The sequence below is a fragment of the Corynebacterium sp. c8Ua_99 genome (assembly GCF_039907185.1).
GTDB classification, from domain to species: Bacteria; Actinomycetota; Actinomycetes; order Mycobacteriales; family Mycobacteriaceae; genus Corynebacterium; species Corynebacterium jeikeium_D.
Genome location: NZ_JASBOG010000012.1, coordinates 17,958 through 41,461, shown reverse-complemented (window position 1 = coordinate 41,461; position 23,504 = coordinate 17,958). Strand labels below are relative to the sequence as shown.

Annotated in this window: 22 protein-coding genes; 18 read left to right on the top strand and 4 right to left on the bottom strand. The window is 60.3% G+C overall.

Going from position 1 to position 23,504, the window contains the following annotated elements:
• Window positions 1-219 precede the first annotated feature (219 nt).
• From QKE19_RS07990 to rfbA, 16 genes are all read left to right on the top strand, one after another.
• Complete coding sequence (locus QKE19_RS07990) at window positions 220-1,662, top strand: glutamyl-tRNA reductase (RefSeq protein ID WP_042388369.1); 1,443 nt, start codon at window positions 220-222, stop codon at window positions 1,660-1,662.
• Window positions 1,663-1,677: 15 nt separating this feature from the next.
• Window positions 1,678-2,610, top strand: a complete 933-nt coding sequence (gene hemC, locus QKE19_RS07985; RefSeq protein WP_049190547.1) for a hydroxymethylbilane synthase — start codon at window positions 1,678-1,680, stop codon at window positions 2,608-2,610.
• 204 nt (window positions 2,611-2,814) lie between these two features.
• Window positions 2,815-4,482: a bifunctional uroporphyrinogen-III C-methyltransferase/uroporphyrinogen-III synthase gene (locus tag QKE19_RS07980; protein ID WP_347890761.1), complete on the top strand. Its 1,668-nt coding sequence runs from the start codon at window positions 2,815-2,817 to the stop codon at window positions 4,480-4,482.
• Between the two features lie 47 nt (window positions 4,483-4,529).
• The gene (gene hemB / locus QKE19_RS07975; RefSeq protein ID WP_016421989.1) at window positions 4,530-5,588 is read left to right on the top strand and encodes a porphobilinogen synthase; all 1,059 of its coding nucleotides are present in this window, start codon (window positions 4,530-4,532) and stop codon (window positions 5,586-5,588) included.
• A 45-nt stretch (window positions 5,589-5,633) separates the two neighbouring features.
• The gene (locus QKE19_RS07970; protein WP_016421990.1) at window positions 5,634-6,278 is read left to right on the top strand and encodes a hypothetical protein; all 645 of its coding nucleotides are present in this window, start codon (window positions 5,634-5,636) and stop codon (window positions 6,276-6,278) included.
• Window positions 6,275-6,655, top strand: a complete 381-nt coding sequence (locus QKE19_RS07965; protein WP_070858388.1) for a hypothetical protein — start codon at window positions 6,275-6,277, stop codon at window positions 6,653-6,655. The genes QKE19_RS07970 and QKE19_RS07965 overlap by 4 nt, the downstream gene beginning before the upstream one ends.
• 19 nt (window positions 6,656-6,674) lie before the next feature.
• On the top strand, window positions 6,675-9,266 hold the full coding sequence (locus QKE19_RS07960; RefSeq protein ID WP_069359109.1) for an HAD family hydrolase: 2,592 nt from the start codon (window positions 6,675-6,677) through the stop codon (window positions 9,264-9,266).
• A gap of 35 nt (window positions 9,267-9,301) precedes the next feature.
• Entirely contained in the window at window positions 9,302-10,648 is a 1,347-nt protein-coding gene (hemL, locus tag QKE19_RS07955; protein WP_049190552.1) for a glutamate-1-semialdehyde 2,1-aminomutase, read from the top strand.
• A gap of 7 nt (window positions 10,649-10,655) precedes the next feature.
• On the top strand, window positions 10,656-11,354 hold the full coding sequence (locus tag QKE19_RS07950) for a histidine phosphatase family protein (protein ID WP_076772585.1): 699 nt from the start codon (window positions 10,656-10,658) through the stop codon (window positions 11,352-11,354).
• Between the two features lie 55 nt (window positions 11,355-11,409).
• Complete coding sequence (locus tag QKE19_RS07945; RefSeq protein WP_016421995.1) at window positions 11,410-12,024, top strand: TlpA disulfide reductase family protein; 615 nt, start codon at window positions 11,410-11,412, stop codon at window positions 12,022-12,024.
• 23 nt (window positions 12,025-12,047) lie between these two features.
• Window positions 12,048-12,908: a cytochrome c biogenesis CcdA family protein gene (locus QKE19_RS07940; RefSeq protein ID WP_042389096.1), complete on the top strand. Its 861-nt coding sequence runs from the start codon at window positions 12,048-12,050 to the stop codon at window positions 12,906-12,908.
• A 15-nt stretch (window positions 12,909-12,923) separates the two neighbouring features.
• A complete protein-coding gene (locus QKE19_RS07935) occupies window positions 12,924-14,612 on the top strand; it encodes a cytochrome c biogenesis protein ResB (RefSeq protein ID WP_016421997.1) in 1,689 nt (562 codons plus the stop codon).
• Between the two features lie 172 nt (window positions 14,613-14,784).
• Window positions 14,785-15,795: a c-type cytochrome biogenesis protein CcsB gene (gene ccsB, locus QKE19_RS07930; protein ID WP_016421998.1), complete on the top strand. Its 1,011-nt coding sequence runs from the start codon at window positions 14,785-14,787 to the stop codon at window positions 15,793-15,795.
• Between the two features lie 52 nt (window positions 15,796-15,847).
• Window positions 15,848-16,840: a dTDP-glucose 4,6-dehydratase gene (gene rfbB / locus QKE19_RS07925; protein WP_016421999.1), complete on the top strand. Its 993-nt coding sequence runs from the start codon at window positions 15,848-15,850 to the stop codon at window positions 16,838-16,840.
• 102 nt (window positions 16,841-16,942) lie between these two features.
• Window positions 16,943-17,632, top strand: coding sequence for a dTDP-4-dehydrorhamnose 3,5-epimerase family protein (locus QKE19_RS07920; protein ID WP_016422000.1), 690 nt, complete (start codon window positions 16,943-16,945; stop codon window positions 17,630-17,632).
• 20 nt (window positions 17,633-17,652) lie between these two features.
• Window positions 17,653-18,528 (top strand): glucose-1-phosphate thymidylyltransferase RfbA, encoded by an 876-nt coding sequence (rfbA, locus tag QKE19_RS07915; protein WP_070603557.1) that lies wholly within the window; start codon window positions 17,653-17,655, stop codon window positions 18,526-18,528.
• On the opposite strand, the gene QKE19_RS07910 is transcribed toward rfbA, so the two are convergent.
• Complete coding sequence (locus QKE19_RS07910; RefSeq protein WP_070429274.1) at window positions 18,525-18,791, bottom strand: hypothetical protein; 267 nt, start codon at window positions 18,789-18,791, stop codon at window positions 18,525-18,527. The genes rfbA and QKE19_RS07910 overlap by 4 nt on opposite strands.
• 176 nt (window positions 18,792-18,967) lie before the next feature.
• Here QKE19_RS07910 and QKE19_RS07905 point away from each other — a divergent pair, with 176 nt between their 5' ends.
• A complete protein-coding gene (locus QKE19_RS07905) occupies window positions 18,968-19,327 on the top strand; it encodes a DUF4229 domain-containing protein (RefSeq protein WP_070429275.1) in 360 nt (119 codons plus the stop codon).
• A gap of 26 nt (window positions 19,328-19,353) precedes the next feature.
• Here QKE19_RS07905 and QKE19_RS07900 read toward each other — a convergent pair whose 3' ends face one another.
• The 3 genes from QKE19_RS07900 to menE all read right to left on the bottom strand — a co-directional run bounded on the left by QKE19_RS07900 (window position 19,354) and on the right by menE (window position 22,686).
• Entirely contained in the window at window positions 19,354-20,535 is a 1,182-nt protein-coding gene (locus tag QKE19_RS07900) for an alpha/beta hydrolase (RefSeq protein ID WP_347890757.1), read from the bottom strand.
• A gap of 9 nt (window positions 20,536-20,544) precedes the next feature.
• Complete coding sequence (locus QKE19_RS07895) at window positions 20,545-21,441, bottom strand: 1,4-dihydroxy-2-naphthoate polyprenyltransferase (RefSeq protein WP_347890755.1); 897 nt, start codon at window positions 21,439-21,441, stop codon at window positions 20,545-20,547.
• Between the two features lie 78 nt (window positions 21,442-21,519).
• Window positions 21,520-22,686, bottom strand: a complete 1,167-nt coding sequence (menE, locus tag QKE19_RS07890; RefSeq protein WP_070856770.1) for an o-succinylbenzoate--CoA ligase — start codon at window positions 22,684-22,686, stop codon at window positions 21,520-21,522.
• A gap of 137 nt (window positions 22,687-22,823) precedes the next feature.
• Between menE and msrA the strand changes: the two genes are divergently transcribed.
• Window positions 22,824-23,480 (top strand): peptide-methionine (S)-S-oxide reductase MsrA, encoded by a 657-nt coding sequence (msrA, locus tag QKE19_RS07885; protein WP_070653441.1) that lies wholly within the window; start codon window positions 22,824-22,826, stop codon window positions 23,478-23,480.
• Window positions 23,481-23,504 lie beyond the last annotated feature (24 nt).

The following is a 23,504-nucleotide window of genomic DNA, read 5'->3' as shown; positions in this document are numbered from 1 at the left end:
GGAGACAACTCTGCCGAACTGCTAGGAGCTGCGGAGACATGGCAGAATGTGGAGTAGCGGCAAAGAAGTAGGGGAGTGCTGCGAACATCGAGGTAGAGACTAAGTAAAGTATGCCTTTGTTGTGACGAGATGGCAGAGTTGTCTAGCGTTAACAGTCATAGCTGTGTGAAAAAGCCCGTAGCGGGGCCTGTGAAGGAGCAATAGAGCGGTGATTGAGCGGTGAGTGTGCTTCTCGTCGGAATGTCGTACCGGTCTGCACCGGTGACCCTTCTTGAAAAGGTCTCCGTCGGTGAAACTGAGCGAGAGGCCATTTTGGCTCGGCTGGTCGCGGATGAAGCGATCAGCGAAGCGATGCTGTTGTCGACCTGTAACCGCGTTGAGTACTACGTGGTGGCCAACGGCTTCCACTCTGGCCTATCGGCCGTGGTCCGTGAAATTGTCGGTCGTACTGGGCTCGAACTCGATGAACTGACACCGCACCTCTATGTGCGGTACGCACAGGCCGCAGCGGAGCATGCCTTCTCGGTGTGTGCTGGTCTTGACTCGATGGTGCTGGGGGAACAGCAGATTATCGGTCAGCTTCGCAATGCTTACCAGGAAGCGGACGAAGCCGGCACCGTCGGTCGCATGCTGCATGACTTGGCGCAGAAGGCGCTGCACACAGGCAAGCGAGTCCACAGCGAAACACTGATTGATAATGCGGGCGCATCGATGGTCTCCGTGGCCATCGACGAGGCGATTGCTGCGCTGCATCCTGGGTTCAACTCTGGTGTTGACGTCGCTGAGGGTACCGATATTCTGGCCGGACGTTCGGCCCTTATCCTCGGCGCCGGTGCGATGAGTTCGCTGGCCGCCAGTTACCTGGGGCGCTGCGGCATTGATCGTCTGATTATTGCCAACCGCACCGTTGACCGGGCGCAGAACCTGGCTAACCACTCGATCGAAGCGGGCATCCCCGCTACTGCTATTGCGTTGCATGATTTCGCTGATGTCCTCGATGATGTGGACATTCTCGTCAGTGCCACCGGAGCCATGACTCCAGTGGTCTCAGCTGCAGATGTTGTCGACCACGGCCCGCTCGCCATCGTCGATTTGTCTATGCCTCGCGACGTCGCGGAGGATGTCTCCGGGCTTGAGGGGATCGCACTCTTCAACATCGAATTGCTGCAGATGACTCGCACGGAGGTTCCGGGTCGTGATGATGAGGCTGCAGCGCGCGACATTGTGGCCGAAGAGTTGGAGTCCTACCTCACGGCGCAGCGCGCAAGCGAGGTAGCACCGACTGTTCGCGCTCTGCGTGAGCGCGCGGCGGATGTGGCGGCGGCTGAGCTCGCTCGCCTGGAGGCGAAGACACCGGGTCTTACTCAAAAGGAACGTCGCGAGGTCGAGTCCACGGTTCGCCGCGTCGTCGATAAGCTCTTGCACGCGCCAACGGTTCAGGTCAAGAAGCTTTCTAGCCAGCAGGGTGGTGGCAACTACGCGCTTGCCCTGCAGAAGCTCTTCGACCTGCCCCTATCCACCCCCTCTGGCCTGTATGCTGACACCGATATCCCCGCAGATCTCATGGTAGAGGGCCGAATTGGGCGGATGCAGGGATTTGAGCAGTATGGTCTTGACAGTAGTGCCATCATTGAAGGCGTTGCTGAAACCACCAAGAATTAACACCCGGAGGGAAACATGCCTGACCCAGCGACTATTCGTATCGGTACCAGGGGCTCGGAACTGGCCACGACACAGGCCGGTCACGTCCGTGATGCACTGATTGAGCTGGGGCAGCCTGCAGAGCTGGTGATTGTGAAGACCGCCGGTGACCATAACCGCCACGACCCGGTGGAAAAGATTGGCATCGGTGTCTTCACCCAGGCGCTGCGTCATGCACTCCGCGAGGGGGTGTGCGATATTATCGTGCACTCGTTTAAGGACTTGCCGACGTTGCCGGAAGACGACATGATGGTCGCAGCCGTGCCGGAGCGCGTCGATCCGCGAGAAGCGCTGATTTCCCGTGATGCTACGCCGCTGATGGACCTGCCTGAGGGTGCTCGAGTGGGTACCTCCGCGCCGCGTCGTGTCTCTCAGTTGCGTGCGCTGCGCTCCGACCTGGAACTTGTACCACTGCGTGGAAACATCGAAACCCGCATGGGGCGCGTCTCTGAGGACTTGGACGCTGTCATTCTGGCTCGCGCCGGACTGGAGCGCACGGGTCGCCTCGGAGAGATTGCGGAATCCCTGGACGTGGACGTCCTCATGCCGGCCCCGGCTCAGGGCGCCCTGGCGCTGGAGTGCCGCACTGCTGACCGCGAAATTGTGGATATTCTGCGCAAGATTGACCACCCGGTGTCCCATGCCCGCGCTGTCGCTGAGCGCGCGGTACTCAATGAGCTGGAAGCGGGCTGCACCGCTCCGGTCGCGGCCTACTCAACCGTGAGCGACAGTGGTGAACTCACCCTGCAGGCGGGGGTGTTCGCACTCGACGGTTCGCGTCAGTTGCTCGAGACCGCTACCGCAAACGTGGATAAGGCCGATGAGCTTGGCCGGAAGGTTGCGGCGGCCCTGCTCGAACGGGGTGCTCATGAGGTAATGGGCGATACCCTGCGGGAATCTCAAAAGTAGCCGGTTAGTTAATTTGGCTCAAACCCTTTATGCTAATAGGCCTGTATGCATGCCGTTGGGATAAGGGTTTCCTTCGTGTGCTCGCATGTGAGATTCAGGTGTCCACCTGCCACTCACATGCGTTGGCGCATGTCCGCTTTCTTCCTTCAAGACTCATCGGCACGAAAAGTGAACAACCAATAGAAAAGAAATCACTCCGCAACGATGAACACCTCCCTCCCCTCAGCAACGGGACGCATCCTGTTCGTCGGCGCTGGTCCTGGAAATCCCGACCTGCTGACGCTTCGCGCCCGTGAGATTCTCGCAGACACCGCTATCGCCTACGTCGACGCCGATGTCATGCCGGGGGTTCGAGAGCTCGTCGCAACCGATGTGCCTGTTCCTCCCGAGCTGCTGAAGGAAGCCGAGGAAGAGTACGAGCGCATGTGCGCCGCAGCCAAGGCCAAGGGATCTCGTCGTAAGCCGCCGCGTCCGGCACCACCGACCGCCGCAGATCTGCGCACGCCTATCGACGATCCCAAGAAGATGGCCAACCTGCTGGTCGAAGAAGCCGCTAAAGGCAATGACGTGGTGCGTTTGGTGGCAGGCAATCCGCTGACCAACGATTCGCTGCTGGCCGAAATCAACGAGGTCTCGCACGCCGATGTTGAGTTCCAGATTGTCCCTGGCATGTCCGTGCCCTCCACCGTCCCGGCATTTGCCGGTATCGCGTTGGGCTCGACGTACACGGAGACCGATCTCGGTCGCGCCGATGTGGACTGGGACGAGCTGGCCCAGGCACCACAGCCGCTGGTACTGCAGGCCGTGCAGGACGACCTGTCCGCCATTGCAACTGAGCTCGGCGAACGCGGCCTGCCGTCGTCGTTGCCGGTGTCGGTGACTGTCAACGGTACGACTCGTCTGCAGCGCACCTACGACGTCACGCTGGGCACCTTGGCGCAGCTCTCGGGTGACCTGGCCGGTCCGCTGGTGGTCACGCTTGGCAAGGGTGTGGACAATCGTTCGAAGTACTCATGGTGGGAAAACCGCGCTCTCTACGGATGGAAGGTGCTGGTCCCACGTGCCAAGGCGCAGGCAGGGCCGATGAGTGCCCGTCTCGTTGCGCACGGCGCCATCCCGATTGAGGTCCCGACCATCTCAATCGAGCCACCGCGCAGCCCGGCGCAGATGGAACGCGCCATCAAGGGGCTTGTCGACGGCCGTTACCAGTGGGTTGTCTTCACTTCCGTCAACGCCGTCACCGCAGTGTGGGAGAAGTTCCAGGAATTCGGTTTGGACGCGCGCTCCTTCGCCGGGGTCCGCATCGCAGCAGTCGGCCATCGCACCGCCGCTGCCATCCGCGATCTCGGCATCACTCCGGAGCTGCTTCCGGATGACACTCGTCAAAATGCCGCGGGCATTGTCGACGTGTTCCCGGAGTACATCGAGGATCTCGATCCGGTCAACCGCGTGCTGCTGCCGCGCGCCGATATCGGCACTGACGTGCTTGTCGACGGTCTGATTGATCTGGGCTGGGAAGTTGATGATGTGGTCGCTTACCGTACCGTGCGGGCAGCGCCACCGAGTGCGGATATCCGCGACATGATTAAGTCCGGTGGCTTCGACGCAGTGTGCTTTACCTCGGGGTCGACGGTGAAGAACCTGGTCGGTATCGCGGGTAAGCCGCATGCTCGCACCATCATTGCCTGCATCGGGCCGATGGCCGCAGCCACGGCTCGCGAGTACGGCCTGCGGGTAGATGTCGTGCCGGAGCGCGCAAGCATCCCGGAGCTGGTGGATGCGCTGGCAGAGCATGTTGCGCAACTGCGGGCGGCAGGGCAGCTGCCACCACCGCGCAAGAAGCGTCGTCGTTCGCGTAAAACCAAGGCCTGAGCAGGGGCGTACCGGAGCGAGTTCGCGTTTTGATTAAGGTTGTCTTTATGACTACATCTGGAGCTTCTGAATCATCCCGCGAAATCGATCTCGAACAGTTTGGATTTCCTCTCCCGATTCGTCGCCCACGCAGGCTGCGCACCAACCCGGTGATGCGTGCGATGACGGCGGAGACGACACTGACTCCGAAAAATCTCATCCTGCCCATGTTTGTTGCAGATGGTATTGATGAGCCGAAGCCCATCAGCTCCCTGCCCGGGGTAGTGCAGCATACCGAGGACTCCCTGGTAGAAGCTGTGCGCGAGGCTGTTGAGGCAGGTATCTCGGCAGTTGACCTCTTCGGTGTCCCGCTGGATGCGGACAAGGACGGCGAGGGCTCTGAGTCCTGGAATCCGGAGGGCGTACTCAACCGTGCCCTGCGTCGTCTCCGCGACGAGTTCGGGAATGACATTTTGATCATGGCCGACACCTGCCTGGATGAGTTCACTGACCACGGCCACTGTGGTGTGCTGGGCACGGATCGCTTCGGCAACACGGTCGTTGAGAATGACCGCACGCTGATTAACTACATCAAGATGGCCGTTGCGCAGGCCGACGCCGGTGCACATATCGTGTCCCCTTCGGGCATGATGGACGGCCAGATTGCCGCCATTCGCGAGGGCTTGGATGCCGCTGGCCATGAGGATGTCTCCATCATGGCGTACTCGGCAAAGTACGCCTCCGCCTTCTACGGTCCATTCCGTGAAGCTGTGGGCAGCTCGCTGCAGGGTGATCGCCGTACCTACCAGCAGGATCCTGCAAACCGTCGTGAGTCCCTGCTTGAAGTGCAGCTCGATGTTGACGAAGGTGCGGACATGGTGATGGTCAAGCCGGCCATGAGCTACCTGGACATTCTGCGCGAGGTCGCGGATATGTCGCCGGTGCCGGTTGCCGCTTACCAGGTCTCTGGTGAGTACGCGATGATTCACGCCGCTGCCGCCAACGGGTGGATTGACCTGGATGCTGCGATGATGGAGGCAGTTCTGAGCATTCGCCGTGCCGGTGCGGAGCAGATTTTGACCTACGCAGCGGTGGACTTGGCGAAGAAGCTGCGCGCCCAGTTCTAATTCGCTCGGGTGAACGTGCAGTAGTAAATATCGAGAAGTGGACGGATGACTAAAGAAGAGAAGAAGCCCGCAATTCCCGAGCAGGTCGAGGGAGCTAGGCAGGCGTGGCGGGTTACGGCCGTGTTGCAGCTGCTCGTCGCTGCGGTAGCTACGGTGACCTACTGGCTGCATCCGGAAATGCTGATGAGCCCCTCAACCGCTAAGGAGAATTTCCCGGGTTTCAGCGAGGGCCAGATTGATGCTGCCATGAAGGCGACTATCGTTATCGCGTTCTTTTTCGCAGTGGGGCTTTGCATCGCGTTCTTCGCCATTATCGAGCGAATGCGCAAGGGGAGCGAAGGTGCTCGCACCGTGCTGGTTATCGGCTCGCTTTACCTGGCACTGTCGGCGCTGATGTCCTTCTTCTCTTCTACGGCTTCAGAATCGGGAGTGCCGGCATCCCTCGTTCTTATCAGCGGAATTGTGCGAATCGCCTCGGCCACTGCCGCGGTAGCGGGCCTAGTGCTCGCCGCTTCGAAGGAATCCAAGGACTACTTCGATCATCAGCGCCCGTCGAAACCGTGGACGCCGTCCGCTCCGGAATCGCATCTGCCGAGAGCGTCGAAGCATGGCGCTGATCCAAAGCGGCAACAGCAGCTGGGCCAGTCACAGCCCAAGCAATCCAAGCAGCCTGAGGAGTCCAAGCGATGATGTCCCTGCCGAGTCGGCCCTGGCAGTGGGTGCTTTTTGTCGCGCTCATCGCCCAGATTGTCCTGAGCTTGATACTGGTCACCGGCGACTATTCGCAGGCTCCCGCCGCCGTTGGCCGCGATATCTACATCGTCGCCGGTGTGACGCTGGGCTGCTCGCTTATTGGTAGCGGCTGCTTGCCGACGGCCACTGAGTTCAAACTCTCCCGGAACTGCCTGCTCATCATGGTGATTATCACGGCTCTCGCCATGTTCTTTGCCATTATGGCTGGAGCGCTGACTGTATGGGTTATCGCGCCCAGCCTGGCGATGGCGTGTGGACTACTGTTGCTCTATCGTGAATTAGCGCTCACGCGCGCCAACCAGCCACAGGATTAGACGGAAAGTTTCAAAGGCTATGAGTGACACCGGTGAGTTTGATTTCTCTCTGGACAATCGCGTTGAACAAGCGATTGTGGATGCCAAGGTCGCTGCTCGTAAGGCATTGCCACGAAGCCGTCAGGACATCGACGAAGAAAGTGCCCATCAGCGGCTTGCACACCGCAGAGGCCAGTCCAACACAGCTTTCGCACTCATCCTGGAAAACTTGGAAAACGCCGAGAGTGCTGAGCGTGCTGAGCATGTTTTGGAATCCTTTCCAGATGTGACGGCCTCTGTGGTCTACAAGCCCGGACGCGCGTGGATTACAGCGCCCGATACCATCGATCCGAATCAGTTCATCGAAGCTCTCCGCGAAATTGGGGTCGAGTCGTACCTCACGCGCAGCACGCTTCGGCGTCGTGCAACTCGGCTGGATGTGTCACAACATCGCCGTCCCGCTGTTCCGGCTGCTGCTCAACAGAATGAGGAGGAGCGCATTCGCCGTCGTGAAGCGGCCTTGCGCCGAAGCGGCGGCGGCGCGGAAGTACTGTTCACGGCGCGTGAACTGGTGACCAAGCAGCGCTTTTGGGGCAGCCTGTTCCTATCGATTCCGGTGCTGGTGACGTCGTTGAACGTCAACTGGCAGTTCCCGGGTTGGCAGTGGATGTGTCTTGTACTGACCACGATTGTGGTGTGGTGGGGTGGCTGGCCGTTCCACCGTGCAATGGCGGCGTCTCTGCGTCGGCGGATGTCGGCGCTGGATGGGGCGAGCTCCATTGCCATCCTGCTGGCGTGGCTGTGGTCGCTGGCGCAGCTTATTTTTGGCCCCGCGGGACAGATTGGATATACCACTGCGCCCACGTGGTTTGCTTTCAACTACCGGGAAAGCGCCTCGGCAGAGGTGTTTTTCGACGTTGCCTGCGGTCTGACCGTGTTGTTGCTAACAGGTCGCATGTTTACGCGCTACAACAAGGTTCGTACTGGACAAATCTTGCGCAACCTGCGCATTCCAGCTGAGCGAAACGTGACAGTCGTGCGCAAGAGCGCTAAATCCGCGGAGCCGAAACGGGTGGAGGTGACGGTCGCGGAGCTCAATATCGGTGATGACATCGTGGTTCCACCGCACTCGGTGATTCCGGTCGATGGCTCGGTTATCGGTGGAGCCTCCACGATGGATGCGCAGCTACTCGGGATCGGCGTTGAACCGCAGAAGGTCAAGGTCAATTCCAAGGTTTGGGCCGGCGCAATCAACCTGGATTCGGAGCTCAAGGTGCGTGTGGAGCGCACTGGTTTCAAGACCCGGGCGTCATCGATAGCGCGTTGGCTGCGTCAAGCGGTTCGAGAAGAAACGGTGATGCACCAGACCGCAGTGCACTCGGCATCAGAGCTGGTGCCATGGACGCTGTCGTTGGCGGGCGTGGCTTTTTGCGGTTGGTGGCTGGCGACGGGCACGATGAGCGGTGCTCTCGCGGTGGCGCTGGCTATGCTCTCGGGCATCGCGCCGGTGGCATTGGCAATGTCTACGTCAACCGTGCAGCGTATCGGGATTCTGGCCGGTGCTAGTAACGGAATCTTGATTCGTGGCAATGAGACTTTCCGAAAGCTGGCCGCTGCCGATGTGGTGATTTTTAACCGAGTTGGAACGCTGACCGAGGGTGACACCCACGTGCTCGGTGTCGCCGCTGAGCGCAATGAAAATCCGGATCTGGTTCTGCGTGTGGCGGGCGCTCTCATGATGGAGAGCAACCATCCGGCATCGGCGGCAATCGTGCGCGCGTGCCGTGCATCCCGCGACGCCGGTTCCGGCGGTGGCGAGGTGCCGCACTGGATTGAGACCGTACACGTCGCAATTGCGGAAGATGGTGCGTTCGTTGGCCAGGTAGAGATTCCGGTGAAGGACTCCGACGACAAGTTAGAGATGCGCTTTGTTGAGGGGCGTGTTTGGCGTCCGCGTGATCTCACTGCACTCAGCGAGAAAATGGCCGTGGCTGCGCTCAGTGGCGGTACTCCGATGGTGGTGTCGTGGCGTGGCAAGGTCCGTGGTGTCATCACCATTGGTGAGGACATTAAGCCCGATGCGGTCGAGAGCATTGACCAGCTTGAGGATATGGGCGTGGACACCATGATGATCACGCGAGATCCGTATCCAGTAGCCCGTCGTTTTGCTGACCGGCTGAATATCTCACGAGTATTCGCGGGCATCATTGCCTCCCGCAAGGCCATTGCGGTGCGTTCGGTCCACAGTGACGGCGAGACTGTCGTGATGGTTGGCGACAAGGACATCCGGGACTCTCTGCGTGCCGCTGACGTGGGTGTTTTGATGGACAACACCGAAGGCAATCAGAATCTTGATGTTGATTACGCCGATGTCGTGGCACTGCGGAACAACGTGTTGTCGATTCCGGAGGCCATTGAAATCGCACGTGCTGTGGTGCGGATGATGGACTCCAACATCTACTTTGCGTGGTTCTACAACGTTGCGGTCATCCTGCTGGGTATGACCGGTATGATTCACCCGCTGCTGGCATCGCTTTTGATGATTTTCTCCAGCTTGTGGATCGACTGGCGATCCCGTCGAGTGTCCTCTCGCCGCAAGCATCTATTCAGGGTGAAGCTGGGACGTTGGTAGGGCAGGGTAGCCCTTCATCCGAGTGGCCGTCTACGATGGTCACCGTGACTCAAGACATTAATGCTCCTCATGTCCCAGAAAACGTTGAGCTCACCGATCGTTCGGCAGAGTTCTTTACGCAGGCTCAGGCAGTGACGCCGGGTGGCGTGAACTCGCCGGTCCGCGCCTTCGGTTCCGTCGGTGGCACCCCACGTTTCATTGACCACGCCGCGGGCTCTCGTCTCGTGGATGTTGATGGTAACGAATATGTGGACTTGGTCTGCTCGTGGGGTCCAATGATTCTGGGCCACGCGCACCCGGCAGTGGTGGAGGCCGTTCAGAGCGCCGCCACTCGCGGTTTGTCTTTCGGCGCTCCGACGACGGCTGAGACCGACCTGGCTCGTCACATCGTTGAGCGCACGTCGGTAGATGAGGTGCGTCTGGTCAACTCCGGCACTGAGGCCACTATGTCCGCAGTACGCCTGGCTCGCGGTTTCACTGGCCGTTCCAAGATCATCAAGTTCGCCGGCTGCTACCACGGTCACGTGGACGCGCTGCTGGCATCGGCCGGTTCCGGTGTCGCTACTTTTGGTCTGCCGGATTCGCCGGGTGTCACCGGTGCATCGGCTGCCGACACCATTGTTGTTCCTTATAACGACATTGAGGCCGTCAAGGCCGCATTCGCTGAGAACCCGGGCGAGATTGCCTGTGTCATCACTGAGGCGGCAGCGGGCAACATGGGTACCGTCGCACCGCAGGACAACTTCAACGCGAAGTTGAAGGAAGTCTGCCACGCAGACGGCGCACTGCTGATTCTCGATGAGGTCATGACTGGCTTCCGCGCTTCCTACAACGGCTGGTACGGCATTGATGGTGTGGCCGGTGACCTGACCACCTTCGGCAAGGTCGTCTCCGGTGGTCTGCCGGCAGCTGCCTTCGGTGGTCGCCGCGACGTCATGGAGTACTTGGCTCCGAACGGTCCGGTGTACCAGGCAGGCACACTCTCCGGTAACCCGGTCGCTATGGCAGCTGGCCTGGCCAACCTGGAGAATGCCACGAAGGATGTCTATGACACCGTCGCAGCCAATGCAGATCGCCTGGCCACGATTCTGTCCGACGCCCTGACCAAGCAGGGCGTGGCCCACCACATTCAGCGTGCGGGCACGATGCTCTCGCCACGCTTCGCCGAGGGCGAGGGCCATAACTTTGAGCAGATGCAGGCAGCGGATACTTTCCGCTACCCGGCTTTCTTCCACGCCCTACTGGCCAATGGTGTCTACCCGCCGGCTTCTTGCTACGAGACCTGGTTCGTCTCCGCTGCGCTGACCGACGCCGACTTCGAGATTATCGAGCGTGCAGCAGCCCGCGCGGCCGAGGCGGCGGCAACCGCCAAGCCGGAGTAGGTGACACGTGCCGAACAAGACCAATTCGCAGGCAGCACAGCAGGAATCGCAGCCGACACAGCCGGAAAACCAGGCGTCTAAGCGTGCAACAAAGCACGCCAAGACCACGGTCGTACATCTCGTCCGCCACGGCGAGGTTTATAACCCGGATAAGATTCTCTACGGTCGCCTGCCCGGCTGGCACTTGTCTGAGCGCGGTCAGCGTCAGGCAGCGGCCACGGCCTCGTCCTTCGAAGGCCACGACATCCGCTACTTCGCCTGTTCCCCGCTACAGCGCACGCAGGAAACCTCACGGCCCTTCACCGAGATAATCGGCATGAAGCCGACCCTGGATGAAGATTTGCTGGAGGCTGGCAACTCCTTTGAGGGTTTGCACATCAAGGGCATTGACTCCGCACTGTGGAATCCGAAGTACTGGCCACGGCTGCGTCGTCCGAGCGTGCCCAGTTGGGGCGAGCCCTACGAGGAGATCGCGGACCGTATGTTCCACGCCATCGAGCGAGCCCGCGAGGCCGCCGAAGGAGCGGAAGCGGTGCTGGTGACGCACCAGCTGTGCATCATTGCAGCTCAGCGTCGTGCGCGGTACTTGAAGCTCGCCCACAACCCGGCAACTAGGCAGTGCGATCTGGCCAGCGTGACCTCCTTGGTCTTCGTCGGCGACACCATTGTCGACGTGCGCTACAGTGAACCGGCCGGTCACCTGTAAGGTGAATAAATAGTTTTGTTGAAGTTTCACTGACCCCCGGAAGGTGGCACCCCAAGTGGCCAAGGTCTCATCGTCCCGAATTGCAGCAACGCTAGCGGCAGCAACTCTGTCTCTGTCGCTCGCAGCATGTAACCCCGGAGATTCAGTGGGACACGATGCCGTTGCCGTCGGCGGTCAGTTCGAGTTTGTTTCTCCAGGGGGTCAGCAGATCATTGACTACGCACCCGAGGAGCGCAAACCGGTCGGCAAGGTGTTCGGTCCTTCTCTAGAGGACGACGACAAGAAAATCTCCCTCGATGACTTCAAGGACCAGATTGTGGTCCTAAACGCCTGGGGGCAGTGGTGCGCACCGTGCCGATCCGAATCGGATGACCTGCAGTATGTCCAGGAACAGATGGAAGAGCAAGGTATCGGCACCGTTCTCGGCATCAACGTCCGCGACAATGTCCGCCAGGCTCCCATCGACTTTGTGAAGGACAACGGCATCACCTACCCGTCCATCTATGACCCGGCCTTCGTCAACGCCAGCGCACTCGGCGGCATCCCGGCTTCGGTGATTCCGACAACCATCATTCTGGACAAGCAGCACCGCCCGGCCAAGGTCTTCCTCCGCGAGGTCGATCACACCATGCTGATGAAGGCTGTTAATGAAGTGAAGGCGGAGGGCTAGGCCCCAGCATGGGAACTCTTGCCATGGACACGATTTATCTTGCCGATGGCATCGGCCAGCAGTTCGCCGACGCCGCCACCGGCGGTCCCATCCTATTAGGCCTGCTCGCTGCTGCGCTGGCTGGTCTCGTCTCGTTTGCCAGCCCGTGCGTCATTCCGCTCGTGCCCGGTTACGTCTCGTATCTCACCGGTATTTCCGGAGCATCGGGGGCGCAGGGCCAGGGCTTGACGACGGGCACTGCGGACGCAACCGCCGTCGATAAGCGTGACGGCGATGGAGGGCGTGGCAAGCGTTCCGCAACTGCCCGCGTCGGCCTGGCTGCGTTGCTGTTCGTGCTGGGCTTCACTGTCATTTTCGTGCTGGGGTCGGCCTCAATTTTCGGGCTCGTGTCCACGCTGCGTCTGCAGGCGCGCACGCTGACGATTGTCGGTGGCGTGGTGACCATCGTGATGGGACTCGCCTTCATGGGCATGGTGCCGGCGCTGCAGAAGGACACCCGCATGGCGCCGAAGCGCTGGACCACGTGGCTGGGAGCGCCACTGCTTGGCGCGGTGTTCGCGCTGGGGTGGACGCCGTGTCTGGGCCCGACGCTGACTGCAATTATTTCGGTGTCCGCGGGCACGCAGGGTATGACCGCGGCCAGGGGAGTGGCGCTGATTATCGCTTACTGCCTGGGGCTGGGGCTGCCGTTCATTTTGGTGGCGCTGGGGTCGGCACGCGCGATGCGTGGAGTGGACTTCCTGCGTAAGCACTCGCGAACTATTCAGCTCATCGGTGGTGTGGCGCTGGTGCTGGTCGGAATTGCCCTGGTCACGGGACTGTGGGATGTTTTTGTTGCCTGGGTTCAGGCCGCTTTTATTACTGATACGGTAACGCCAATTTAGTGAAAGATTTTTTCAATGTCGGTGAATTGGAATAAGGTACGACAGCCCTTCCAGCAGGTCTGGAATTGGTTGACCAGCATGCGCACGGCGCTGATTCTGCTGTTCATCCTCGCTTTCGCAGCGGTTCCGGGTGCCCTGTTGCCGCAGCGCTCGCTGAATAAGGACAAGGTCGACCAGTATCTTGCCGCCAACGGCAAGACCGCCGAGATCATGGATAAGCTGCAGCTTTTCGATGTCTTCTCGTCCGTCTGGTTCGTCGCCATCGTGGCATTGCTGCTGATTTCCCTGGTTGGCTGCATTATTCCGCGCACCATCGACCACTACAAGGCCATGAAGACGCCACCGGCCAAGGCGCCGAAACGGTTGGCGCGTCTTCCGCTTCACGACGAAGCCGTGGTCGATGCCTCTGCGGATGAAGTTTCTAAGCGGGTGCGTGAGCGCCTGAACAAGTGGGCGTTGACCGAGACTCCAGCAGATGAAGATCGCGCTGGGGCACGATCCTTTTCCGCGGAGAAGGGATACCTGCGTGAGTTTGGCAACCTGGTGTTCCACCTGGGCATTGCGCTGCTGATTATCATCGTCGGCTTGGGCCGCATGATCTATTACGAGGGTCAGGTCATTTTGCTGACCAACACCGGCACCGAGATTTCTGACGACAACGTCAATAGCGCGGTGGGCGTTCCGTTCTGTAACACCGCTGCTGCGAACTATGACTCGCTGCGTGCTGGCAACACCTTCGACGGTACAACTCTGAACCCGTTCTGTATTCAGGTCGATGACTTCTTCGCCGATTACCTGCCGAACGGTCAGGCCAAGATGTTTACCTCTCATATCCGATTCGCAGAAGAAGAGGATATGCGCAAGCCGGTCGATGAGTGGGAAAAGACCACGCTGCAGGTCAACCATCCGCTGCGCGTCGCCGGTGACCGTGTGTACCTGCAGGGGCACGGCTTTGCCCCGGCCTTTAAGGTGACCTGGCCGAATGGCGAGTCGCGTACGTCGATTGTCCAGTTCCGTCCGGATGATCCGACCTTCTTCCTGTCCTCTGGTGCGCTGCGCTTCGACCCACCAGCAGGCATGTACCCGGACTTGTTCGAGCGCCGCCAGAACCAGATTGCAATCGAGGGACTGTTCGCTCCGACCGCGGAGTTTACTGGTGAAAAGGGTGCTCTGCTGCAGTCCTCTTACCCGGCGATGCAAGACCCGGCCGTGGCTGTCGACATCTACCGCGGCGACGCGGGCTTGGACACCGGTCGTTCGCAGGGGCTGTTTTCCCTCGACCGCGATCTGATGCACTCGGGTCAGCTGGCTAAGGAAGCCCGCGTCAACCTCAAGCAGGGCGAATCCACCGAGCTTGCCGACGGCACCAAGATTGAATTCCTCGGTGCGAAGGAATTCGTCAACTTGCAGGTTTCGCACGATCCCACGCAGTTCTGGGTGCTGGTGGCAACTGTGGCCGCACTGGCGGGCATGGTTCTTTCGTTGGGCATTAAGCGCCGACGTGTTTGGGTGCGCATGTTCCCGCTGGAAGATGGCCGCACTCGCGTTGAGTTCGGTGGCCTTGCCCGCACCGACAAGGCAGGTTGGGGCGAGGAGTTCCAGTACATCGTAGATGACATCCTGGAACGTGACAGTGATGACGAGGATGCTGCTGACAACAATGCTGCGACCGACGAGAGCGCGGACGACAAGGACAAAAGCTAACTGACCACTAAGTCTGGTCCATCATTACTGCAGGGTGAATGCGCGGGGGCGAGAATTGCGCCTCCGCGCATTTTTGCGTCCCCCGTGTCCCCGGTCCCCTTTTGCTTAGTCCTGCTTTAGTACTAGGGTTTGAAGAAGTATTCCGCTAATTCCACACTTTGGAGCCAAGTACATGCTCGTCAATAAGACACTGGCGCAGTTTTCGGACTGGTCGTACTTCACGGCCTTCGCCTTTTATCTTGTGGCCTTTGTTATTTCCATTGCCTACTACAGTCGTCGTATCGCGGCCGCTGAAGCGAAAAGCCAGGTTGCGGAACGCGAGCTGGTAGCCGCCGGTGCGGGTGAGGGAGCTACCACCGCTAGTGTTGCTGACTCGGGGGAGTCGGCGACGAAGTCGTCGGCAAGCGAGCCTAAGAACCAGGTGCTGACGAACCGACTCGGCGTTGTGACGGAAATGCTGATTTACGTCGGGGTGGCCGTGCACTTTGCATCGGTGCTGCTGCGTGGCCTGGCCGTGCAGCGTTTCCCGTGGGGCAACCTCTACGAGTACGTATCAGTTTCAATCCTCTTTGCTATGGCAATTGCAGCTGGCGTACTGCATCGTGAAACCATGCGTGTGTTCTGGCCGTGGCTGTTGGCTCCGATTCTGGCGCTGATGTTTTACGGTGGTAAGAACCTATATGTTGAGGCTGCTCCGGTGGTGCCGGCACTGCAGTCGATTTGGATTCCGGTTCACGTCTCGATTATTTCTATCGGGTGCAGTATCGCACTGATTTCCGGTGTTGCCTCGATTCTCTACATGCTGCGGATGTACAACCGCGAGGGCAAGGAAAAGGGCTTCCTGGGCAAACTGGTCGCGCCGCTGCCGGATGCTCAAAAGCTGGATGCGATTGCTTACCGCACCGCTATTTGGTCCTTCCCACTGTTCGGTCTGGGCATTGTGCTGGGCGCTATCTGGGCCGAGTCCGCATGGGGTCGTTACTGGGGCTGGGACCCGAAGGAGACCACGGCGCTGATTACCTGGATTATCTACGCCCTGTACCTGCACGCTCGCGCGACTTCGGGTTGGCGTAATACCAAGGCCGCGTGGATCAACATCTTCGGTTTTGCCACCATGGTGTTCAACCTCTTCTTCATCAACCAGGTGGTTTCGGGCCTGCACTCCTACGCTGGTCTGAACTAAGTCTTCACACTTGTACAAAGCCGGCATCGCCGGGTGAACTAGAATCGCTTCCATGCGCGTTCTCGTCACCGGTGGTGCCGGCTTTATTGGTTCCAACTTCGTTCTCCGCACTCTGGCTACACGGCCCGATGTGAATGTCACGGTGCTGGACGCTTTCACCTATGCCGCGAACCCTGCGAGCTTGGATGGCGCGGACTGTGAAATCATCCGCGGCGATGTTCGTGACGCGGAGCTGATCGATCGCCTCGTGCCCCGCTTCGACGTGGTCGTCCACTTCGCCGCAGAGAGCCATAACGACAATTCGCTGGTGGATGCCGATCCCTTCGTCACCACTAATGTCATGGGCACCGTGAATCTGGCCAAGGCTTGCGCCACCCACGACGTCCGCCTTCACCACATCTCCACCGACGAGGTCTTCGGCGATCTCGCTCTCGACGATCCAGCACGCTTTACGACGGCCACCGCGTACAAACCCTCCAGCCCCTACTCGGCCTCCAAGGCTTCAGCGGATCACTTTGTCCGGGCGTGGGTGCGCAGCTTCGGGTTGGTTGCGACGATTAGTAACTGCTCGAACAACTACGGGCCGAGGCAGCATCCGGAGAAGCTGATTCCCCGCCAGATCTGTGGTCTGTTGCGCGGTCGTAGCCCTCGCGTGTACGGCACTGGCGAGAATGTTCGGGACTGGATTCACGTCGATGACCACAACGACGCGGTCTGGGCAATCTTGGATTCTGGCGAGGTGGGGGAGACCTACCTGATTGGTGCCGATGGCGAGCGTTCCAACCTCGACGTGGTCGGAGACATCCTGGAGGGCTTCGGTCGTGAGCGGTCCGACTTTGTCCATGTCACTGACCGCCCGGGGCATGACCGTCGTTATGCGATTGACCCCGCATCCATCCGCAGCCTTGGCTGGCAGCCGCGCTACCAAGACTTTTCCGCGGGGCTCGCCGAGACCATCGACTGGTATCGCGCCAACGAGTCCTGGTGGGCGGCGGCCTACGATGCCGCTGAGGCTGGCTACGCGGAGCGCGAGCAGGAGTTGTAGTTCGCTGCTGGGGCATGCCTAGCGAACCCTCAACGCACACTCAGTGCACACTCAACGCGTGCCACAGCCTCAGCCCGGGCGCCCCGTCTACACTTGTTACCCATGAGCCCTAAGAGCACATTCCAGCCCACTTCTATCGACGGCGTTTTCACCTTCGAACCGGTCATCCACGGCGACAGCCGCGGTAGTTTCCACGAGTGGTATCGCCTCGACGCATTCGCCGAGGCCACGGGCTACCCGTTCTTCCCGGAGCAGGCCAACATGAGTGTCTCCGCCGCAGGCGTTGTCCGTGGCCTGCACTTCGCTGACGTCAGCACCGCGCCAGATGGCCACCCCGGCCAGGCGAAGCTGGTTACTTGTCCCGCGGGCCACATCCTCGACATTGCGGTTGACCTGCGTCGCGGCTCCGATACCTTCGGCAAGGTCGAGGTTTTCGAGCTCGACAGCAAGACCCGCCGAGTGGTCTATCTGCCCAACGGCATCGGACATGGCTTCGTCTCGCTTGCCGACGACTCTGTGCTCACTTACCTCACTTCCACCGGTTACAACCCGGAGGCAGAGCGTGCTGTTAGCATCCAGGACCCGACTCTCGGAATTGACCTGGCTGCGCTGCTGGCCAAGGGTGGTCTCACCGACGCGGACATGATTCTCTCCGAGCGCGATCAGAAGGCTCCGACTATCGAGCAGTTCGAGGCCGAGGGCAATAAGCTCCCCAGTGAGTTTGACTGCAAGGATCTTGAGAACATGGCTCGCGACGAGTGGGCAATCGCCAACGAAGCGGCCGGGCAGTAAGGCAGAAAGGCGCGAGCACTATGAAGGGCATCATCCTCGCAGGTGGTACGGGCTCTCGGCTGTTTCCCATCACACTTGGCGTAAGCAAGCAGCTGGTTCCCGTCTATGACAAGCCGATGATCTACTACCCGCTGAGCACGCTGATGCTAGCGGGAATCAGGGACATCCTCGTCATCACCACGCCACATGATGCCCCGCAGTTTGAACGCTTGCTTGGCGACGGCTCGCAGTGGGGCCTCAACCTCACCTTTGCCACCCAAGACGAGCCCCGTGGTCTCGCTGAAGCGTTCATCATCGGTGCGGACCACATCGGCGATGACTCCGTTGCGCTCATCCTCGGCGACAACATCTTTTACGGTGCTGGCTTGGGCACGCAGCTGCGCCGCTTCCATGACGTCGATGGCGGAGCGATCTTCGCCTACTGGGTCGCAGATCCCACAGCCTATGGAGTCGTGGACTTCGACCAAAGCGGCAAAGCCGTGGCGATCCAGGAGAAACCGAAGAAACCACGCAGCCATTTCGCGGTGCCTGGTTTGTACTTTTATGACGCCGAGGTTGTTGAGATAGCTCGCTCGCTGCAACCGTCGTCACGCGGCGAATTGGAAATCACGGATGTTAACCGCGCCTACTTGGAGCGCGGGAAACTGCAGGTAGAGGTGCTGCCGCGCGGCACGGCATGGCTGGACACGGGCACGGTGGACAATCTGATGGCCGCGGGTGATTTCGTGCGCACGATTGAGCAGCGGCAGGGGCTAAAGATTGGCTCGCCGGAAGAGGTGGCGTGGCGCATGGGATTCATTGACGATGCTGCGCTTAGCGCGCGTGCCGACGCCCTCAGCGCCAGTGGCTACGGGGAATATCTACAGCAGTTGTTGCTGCGTGGCAAGGACGTTTAGTCAGTTTCGCCGGGATTATCGAGGTTGTCGTCCTGCTCCCGTTCGCGCCGCTCCTGTAGCTCCTGCTCACGTTTACGGCGATCGAATTCGGCCTTCTTGAGCTTCCAGAGGAACTCCGGATCATCGTCGGGAGCGAGCGGACGGGGTTCCGGTTGCGGAGCGGAAATACGTCGCATGCCGTTGCCGCGACTGCCGGGACCAAATGCCTTCCACAGCATGACTACGACAAGGATGATGAACAGCAGCAGAATGAGCCGACCCATGTAATAGCTAACCTCCTGGATTTACCGACTAGAATACGCAACGAGTCCCGTAGTGCCCACGAGGGGTATCGCACTGCATGCGGTACGGCGTACAGAGTTCGTTAGGGTACAAAGGAACGTTGGACACGAACAACGTCGGGCACAGCACAGGCGTAACACGTAGAGGTGAGGGTTTAATGACCAATCCAGCAGAGCAGGACAAGTTGGCTTCTGAGGCTCAGATGCCAGCAGCTCCGGTGACCAAGAATGCTGGTCGCGGCAATGCCATGAAGGGGCTGTTCTGGTACGGCCTTGCTCGTCTGCTGCTATTCCTAGTGCTGTTCTTCGTTCTGCTCGTGATTATTTACTTCGTTAATGTGCAGATTCCGGCTGCAATTACGGCTGTGTTCGCACTGATTATTGCGATGCCGCTGTCGGTTTTTGTGTTTCCGAAGCTGCGCGTTCAGGCCAATGAGTCTGTTGCAGTGTGGTCGGAGAACCGCCGCGCGCATAAGGAATACATTGCGCAGCAGATTAAGGACCGCGAGGAAAACTAGGGCACTAGTCAGCTATCGTTGCCGCTCTAGCTTCTTTTCTGAACTTTTTCCAGCACCCGCTCGATTGCCCGGTTCACCGCATCCGGAGCCTCCAGCGGCAACATGTGGCCGGCCCCGTCGACTTCAACTAGCTCGGCGTCCGGCCACTTTTCCATAATTAGGTCTGCTTGCTTGCGGGGAGTGACATCGTCCTTCGTGCCCACCAGTACCGCTCCCGGCAGACCCCCTAAGTGAGGTCCGGCCGCGAACTCGTCATGGTCCTGCAGGTCGTCGAGGTATCCCACGAAAGTTTCCAGCGGTGTTTCATTAATCATGGCCGCGTGGAACTCGATGATCTCGTAGTCCGTGCGCCGGGCGAACACCGCAACTGCCAACGACGGCGCCATCAGTGACGCGATTGCCTCGCGGAACTTGCGGATCTCCTTCGGCGAGGACTCAATCGCATTGCGCGCCGCATCCGCCACCGGGGACGCGAGAATCTGCGGTACCCCCTGGGCGGCAAGCTTGTCGATAGACGTGGAAATCAGCACTACGCCTGCGATCCGACGGCGAATACTTTCCTCGGCAGCGCGCACCATGTGCAGTGCGATCAAACCGCCCAGTGAATGCCCAACCACGATGAGTTTTCCGGTCGCGGCGCGCTCCGCAATCACGGCCAGCGCATCGGCCGCAGCACCTTCGACCGTGCAGAGTGAAGCCGGAACCGCGCCGGTCTGGCCGTGGCCGCGTAGATCCATGGTGAGCAGGCGTGCTTCCGGGTGTGACTTCCGCAGCGCGTTGAACTGCCGGTACCAGGACTCGCCAGCCAGGGTGAAGCCGTGGATAAAGACGATGGTCACGGGGTCGTTGGCGGGAGCACTAGGGGGACTCTCAGGCTCAACCTCGTACCAGTGCACCGGAATATCGGTGGTGACAGCATCCGGTTTGTCGCTGGCCTTTCGCTCGTCATCCTTGGCCGCAATGTCGGCTGTGACCGGTGCGGTCTTGATATGTACTACACCGGTGGCCGTAAGATCCGTCAGGCCCGGTTCACGGGTCTGTGAATGCAGCGCGCCGTGCTCCAGTGCCAGTCGTCGACGTCCCGAACTGGTCAAACGCAGAGCAGCGCTGCGGGCGAAAGCTGGAGCCTTGGCTGCTGTGTCGCCAACTCGGGTTGCGGCCTCCTGGACGTCGTCAAGCGCCTTGTGCGTCAGTGTGCGGAAGTCCATCGGTACCCCCTAGCTGAGCGCGAGTGCGAGTGCCGTAATGACGGACCAGGCAAGCATCATCTTGCCGGTAAGCCCCAGTACCGGGATGAGCTCCTTTCCCTTTCTATGCGTGCGGATTGGCTCGGAGGCCTTTACCCACAGCGGCACGATGAGCAGACCCACCAGCGCCCATGGGCGCCAGAAAGCGATAAAGATGCTGGCCAGCACGGGCATGAGGGAGAGAATCTGCCAGACGATGCGGGTGCGGAAGTCGCCCAGGCGAACTGCCAACGTGATCTTGCCGGTGGCGGCGTCGGTGGGGATGTCGCGCAAGTTGTTCGCCAGGTTCACGGCAGAAGACACCGAACCAATACCAATTGCGCAGGCCAGGCCGACCCAAGACAGCGAGCCCGTCTGGGTGAATTCCGTGCCGAGCACCGCGACGAGACCGAAGAAGACGAAGACCGAGACCTCGCCAAGTCCGCGATAACCGTAGGGATTTTTACCGCCGGTGTAGAACCACGCCGCCGCGATGCACAGCGCGCCGACCAGAATGAGCCACCACGCGCTCATCAGAGACAGCGCCACACCGGCAAGACCCGCGACACCAAAAGCGCCGAACGCCGCGTACTTCACGACCTTCGGCTCCACCAGCCCAGAACCAGTCAGGCGCAGCGGGCCTGAGCGGTCATCGTCAGTGCCGCGGATGCCGTCGGAATAGTCGTTGGCGAAGTTCACGCCCACAATCAGCGCCCACGCGACAACCAGCGCGAGCACCGCGCGTCCCCAGATAATCGGCGCGTGCGTCGATGCTGCTCCGACACCGACGATGACCGGCGCAAACGCATTCGCCCAGGTATGGGGGCGCGCGCCTTCCAGCCAATCGCTTAACGACGCCGTTGCAGGACTCTTTGGTGCTTCAGACATGAATTAATAATAGGACGTGACACCAAATGCCTTGAACTAATGCGGGTTCGAGTGGCTTAAAGGCTGGAAGGTAAAAGATTAAAAGAGCGCCGCGACTTTCTTCCGGTCGACCTTGCCCGGCCCAATCAGTGGCAGGGCCTCCACGCGACGCAGATCCTTCGGAATCATCCAGTGATTGATGCGCCCGGCGTCTTCAGAATCGCCGAGGCCGTCCATGACATCGCCGAGCTCAGCGGTTCCTTCATACGCTGCGACAATGGCGTGGCCGAGCCGTGGGTGTGGCACGCCGACCACGCAGGCTCCCGTAACGCCGTCGATGGCGAGCAGTTCACGCTCGAGGACTTCGGGGTGCAGTTTCAGCCCGCCGGAGTCGATGATGGTGTCCAAGCGTCCCGTAATGATGAGCCGACCGCCGCGGATCTCGCCCGCATCGGAGGTGGCGAACCAACCAGGTTTGGAAAAGGCCTCGTGACCGGGCGCATTGCGGTAACCGTGTGCGATCATCGGCCCGCCGAGCCAGACGCGACCATTTTCGATGGCGACCTGTGCACCTTCGATGGGCTGCCCGTCATAGACGCAGCCGCCGGCCGTCTCGGAAGAACCATAGGTGGTCACGACGTTAATGCCGAGCTCTTCCGCGCGTGCTGCCACCTGTGGGTTCAAGGCCGCGCCGCCGACGAGGATGGCGTCGAAGAGACGCAGGGCTGCCACGCCAAAGGGTTCTTCCATGGCCTTCGCCAGCTGCATGGGAGCCAGCGAAGTGTAGGCGCGGTCGCCGGCACCGGCACCGGCACCAGTGAGGGCCTCGGCGCCGTCGGCGAATGCGGCTACATCAAAACCGTCGGTCACATCCACACACACCGGATCCGTGCCCGCGAGCAGCGAACGGATGAGGACCTGCAGGCCAGCGATATGGTAGGCCGGCATCGCCAGCAGCCACTGTCCTTCACCGCCGAGCCACTGATGTGTAGCCGTCGCGGACGATACCAAGTTATCCACCGTCAGCTGTGCACCCTTCGGTGTGCCGGTGGAACCGGAAGTGCCGACAACAAGTGCGATGGACTCATCAATTGGCTCACCTGCGCGTTGCGAGTTCCGCAAGATTGAGGCTCGCGTGCCGTCGTGAAGCGGAACGGGAAGCAGCGAGACCTCGCCGTCCAGCGCGGCACGGAGATCGGGCAGGATAGCGGTCGGGTCGTGGGGATTGACGGAAAGCAGGCTGAGCGTACGCACAATCCAAACCATAGCCCGTGTTGTGCCGTAGTTTCTGGTGACGAGGCGTGTGAAACGTGAGTGTGGCGGTGGTGACAGGGGGCGGAACAATCGTGACCGCGGACGCGTTGCGCAGAGCATAGGAAGTCGTAGATAGAAAGGCATCGAAGATGGGTTGGATTTTTGGTAGGTCGGCGGAGCTTGTGCCGGAAGGTGAGGCGCTAAAGGGCGGTTCACACCCGGTGTTGGAGAATCCGAAGCCGCATGCGGTGCTCGGCACGCCTATTACCGGCCCATGGGAGGATGGCCAGGAGGTTGTCTACATCGGTATCGGCTGCTACTGGGGTGCTGAGAAGCTGTTTTGGGAAACCCCGGGCGTGCTCAGTACGTCGGTCGGGTTCGCCGGTGGCGTGACGCCAAATCCCACTTACCGTGAGTCCTGCACTGGGCGGACCAACCACACCGAGATTGTGGAGGTCGTCTACGACCCGGAGCAGATTAGCTTCGACCAGCTGATCGCGAAGGCCTTCGAGGCCCACGATCCCACGCAGGGCTACCGTCAGGGTAATGACGTCGGCACGCAGTACCGTTCCGCGATTTACACGACGACGCCCGAGCAGGCGCGCCGGGCGCAGGAAATCGCCGATGCGTACGCGCCGAAGCTTGCCGACGCTGGCCTGGGCCCCATCACCACGGAGATTAAGCCACTGTCGGAGACTCCGGCAGGGGAGTACTACCGAGCCGAGGACGAGCACCAGCAGTACTTGTTTAAGAATCCGAACGGCTACTGCCCGGTGCATTCGACCGGCGTGGCCTGCGGGATTTAAAGGCGAAATTTCGTAGAACGCTTA

What these genes read in the sequence shown, in the direction of transcription:
- hemC (WP_049190547.1), top strand. Translation starts at nt 1,678, where the DNA reads ATGCCTGACCCAGCGACTATTCGTATCGGTACCAGGGGCTCGGAACTG.
- QKE19_RS07980 (WP_347890761.1), top strand. Translation starts at nt 2,815, where the DNA reads ATGAACACCTCCCTCCCCTCAGCAACGGGACGCATCCTGTTCGTCGGC.
- hemB (WP_016421989.1), top strand. Translation starts at nt 4,530, where the DNA reads ATGACTACATCTGGAGCTTCTGAATCATCCCGCGAAATCGATCTCGAA.
- QKE19_RS07970 (WP_016421990.1), top strand. Translation starts at nt 5,634, where the DNA reads ATGACTAAAGAAGAGAAGAAGCCCGCAATTCCCGAGCAGGTCGAGGGA.
- QKE19_RS07965 (WP_070858388.1), top strand. Translation starts at nt 6,275, where the DNA reads ATGATGTCCCTGCCGAGTCGGCCCTGGCAGTGGGTGCTTTTTGTCGCG.
- QKE19_RS07960 (WP_069359109.1), top strand. Translation starts at nt 6,675, where the DNA reads ATGAGTGACACCGGTGAGTTTGATTTCTCTCTGGACAATCGCGTTGAA.
- hemL (WP_049190552.1), top strand. Translation starts at nt 9,302, where the DNA reads ATGGTCACCGTGACTCAAGACATTAATGCTCCTCATGTCCCAGAAAAC.
- QKE19_RS07940 (WP_042389096.1), top strand. Translation starts at nt 12,048, where the DNA reads ATGGACACGATTTATCTTGCCGATGGCATCGGCCAGCAGTTCGCCGAC.
- QKE19_RS07935 (WP_016421997.1), top strand. Translation starts at nt 12,924, where the DNA reads ATGTCGGTGAATTGGAATAAGGTACGACAGCCCTTCCAGCAGGTCTGG.
- ccsB (WP_016421998.1), top strand. Translation starts at nt 14,785, where the DNA reads ATGCTCGTCAATAAGACACTGGCGCAGTTTTCGGACTGGTCGTACTTC.
- rfbB (WP_016421999.1), top strand. Translation starts at nt 15,848, where the DNA reads ATGCGCGTTCTCGTCACCGGTGGTGCCGGCTTTATTGGTTCCAACTTC.
- QKE19_RS07920 (WP_016422000.1), top strand. Translation starts at nt 16,943, where the DNA reads ATGAGCCCTAAGAGCACATTCCAGCCCACTTCTATCGACGGCGTTTTC.
- rfbA (WP_070603557.1), top strand. Translation starts at nt 17,653, where the DNA reads ATGAAGGGCATCATCCTCGCAGGTGGTACGGGCTCTCGGCTGTTTCCC.
- QKE19_RS07910 (WP_070429274.1), bottom strand. Translation starts at nt 18,791, where the DNA reads ATGGGTCGGCTCATTCTGCTGCTGTTCATCATCCTTGTCGTAGTCATG.
- QKE19_RS07905 (WP_070429275.1), top strand. Translation starts at nt 18,968, where the DNA reads ATGACCAATCCAGCAGAGCAGGACAAGTTGGCTTCTGAGGCTCAGATG.
- QKE19_RS07900 (WP_347890757.1), bottom strand. Translation starts at nt 20,535, where the DNA reads ATGGACTTCCGCACACTGACGCACAAGGCGCTTGACGACGTCCAGGAG.
- QKE19_RS07895 (WP_347890755.1), bottom strand. Translation starts at nt 21,441, where the DNA reads ATGTCTGAAGCACCAAAGAGTCCTGCAACGGCGTCGTTAAGCGATTGG.
- menE (WP_070856770.1), bottom strand. Translation starts at nt 22,686, where the DNA reads ATGGTTTGGATTGTGCGTACGCTCAGCCTGCTTTCCGTCAATCCCCAC.
- msrA (WP_070653441.1), top strand. Translation starts at nt 22,824, where the DNA reads ATGGGTTGGATTTTTGGTAGGTCGGCGGAGCTTGTGCCGGAAGGTGAG.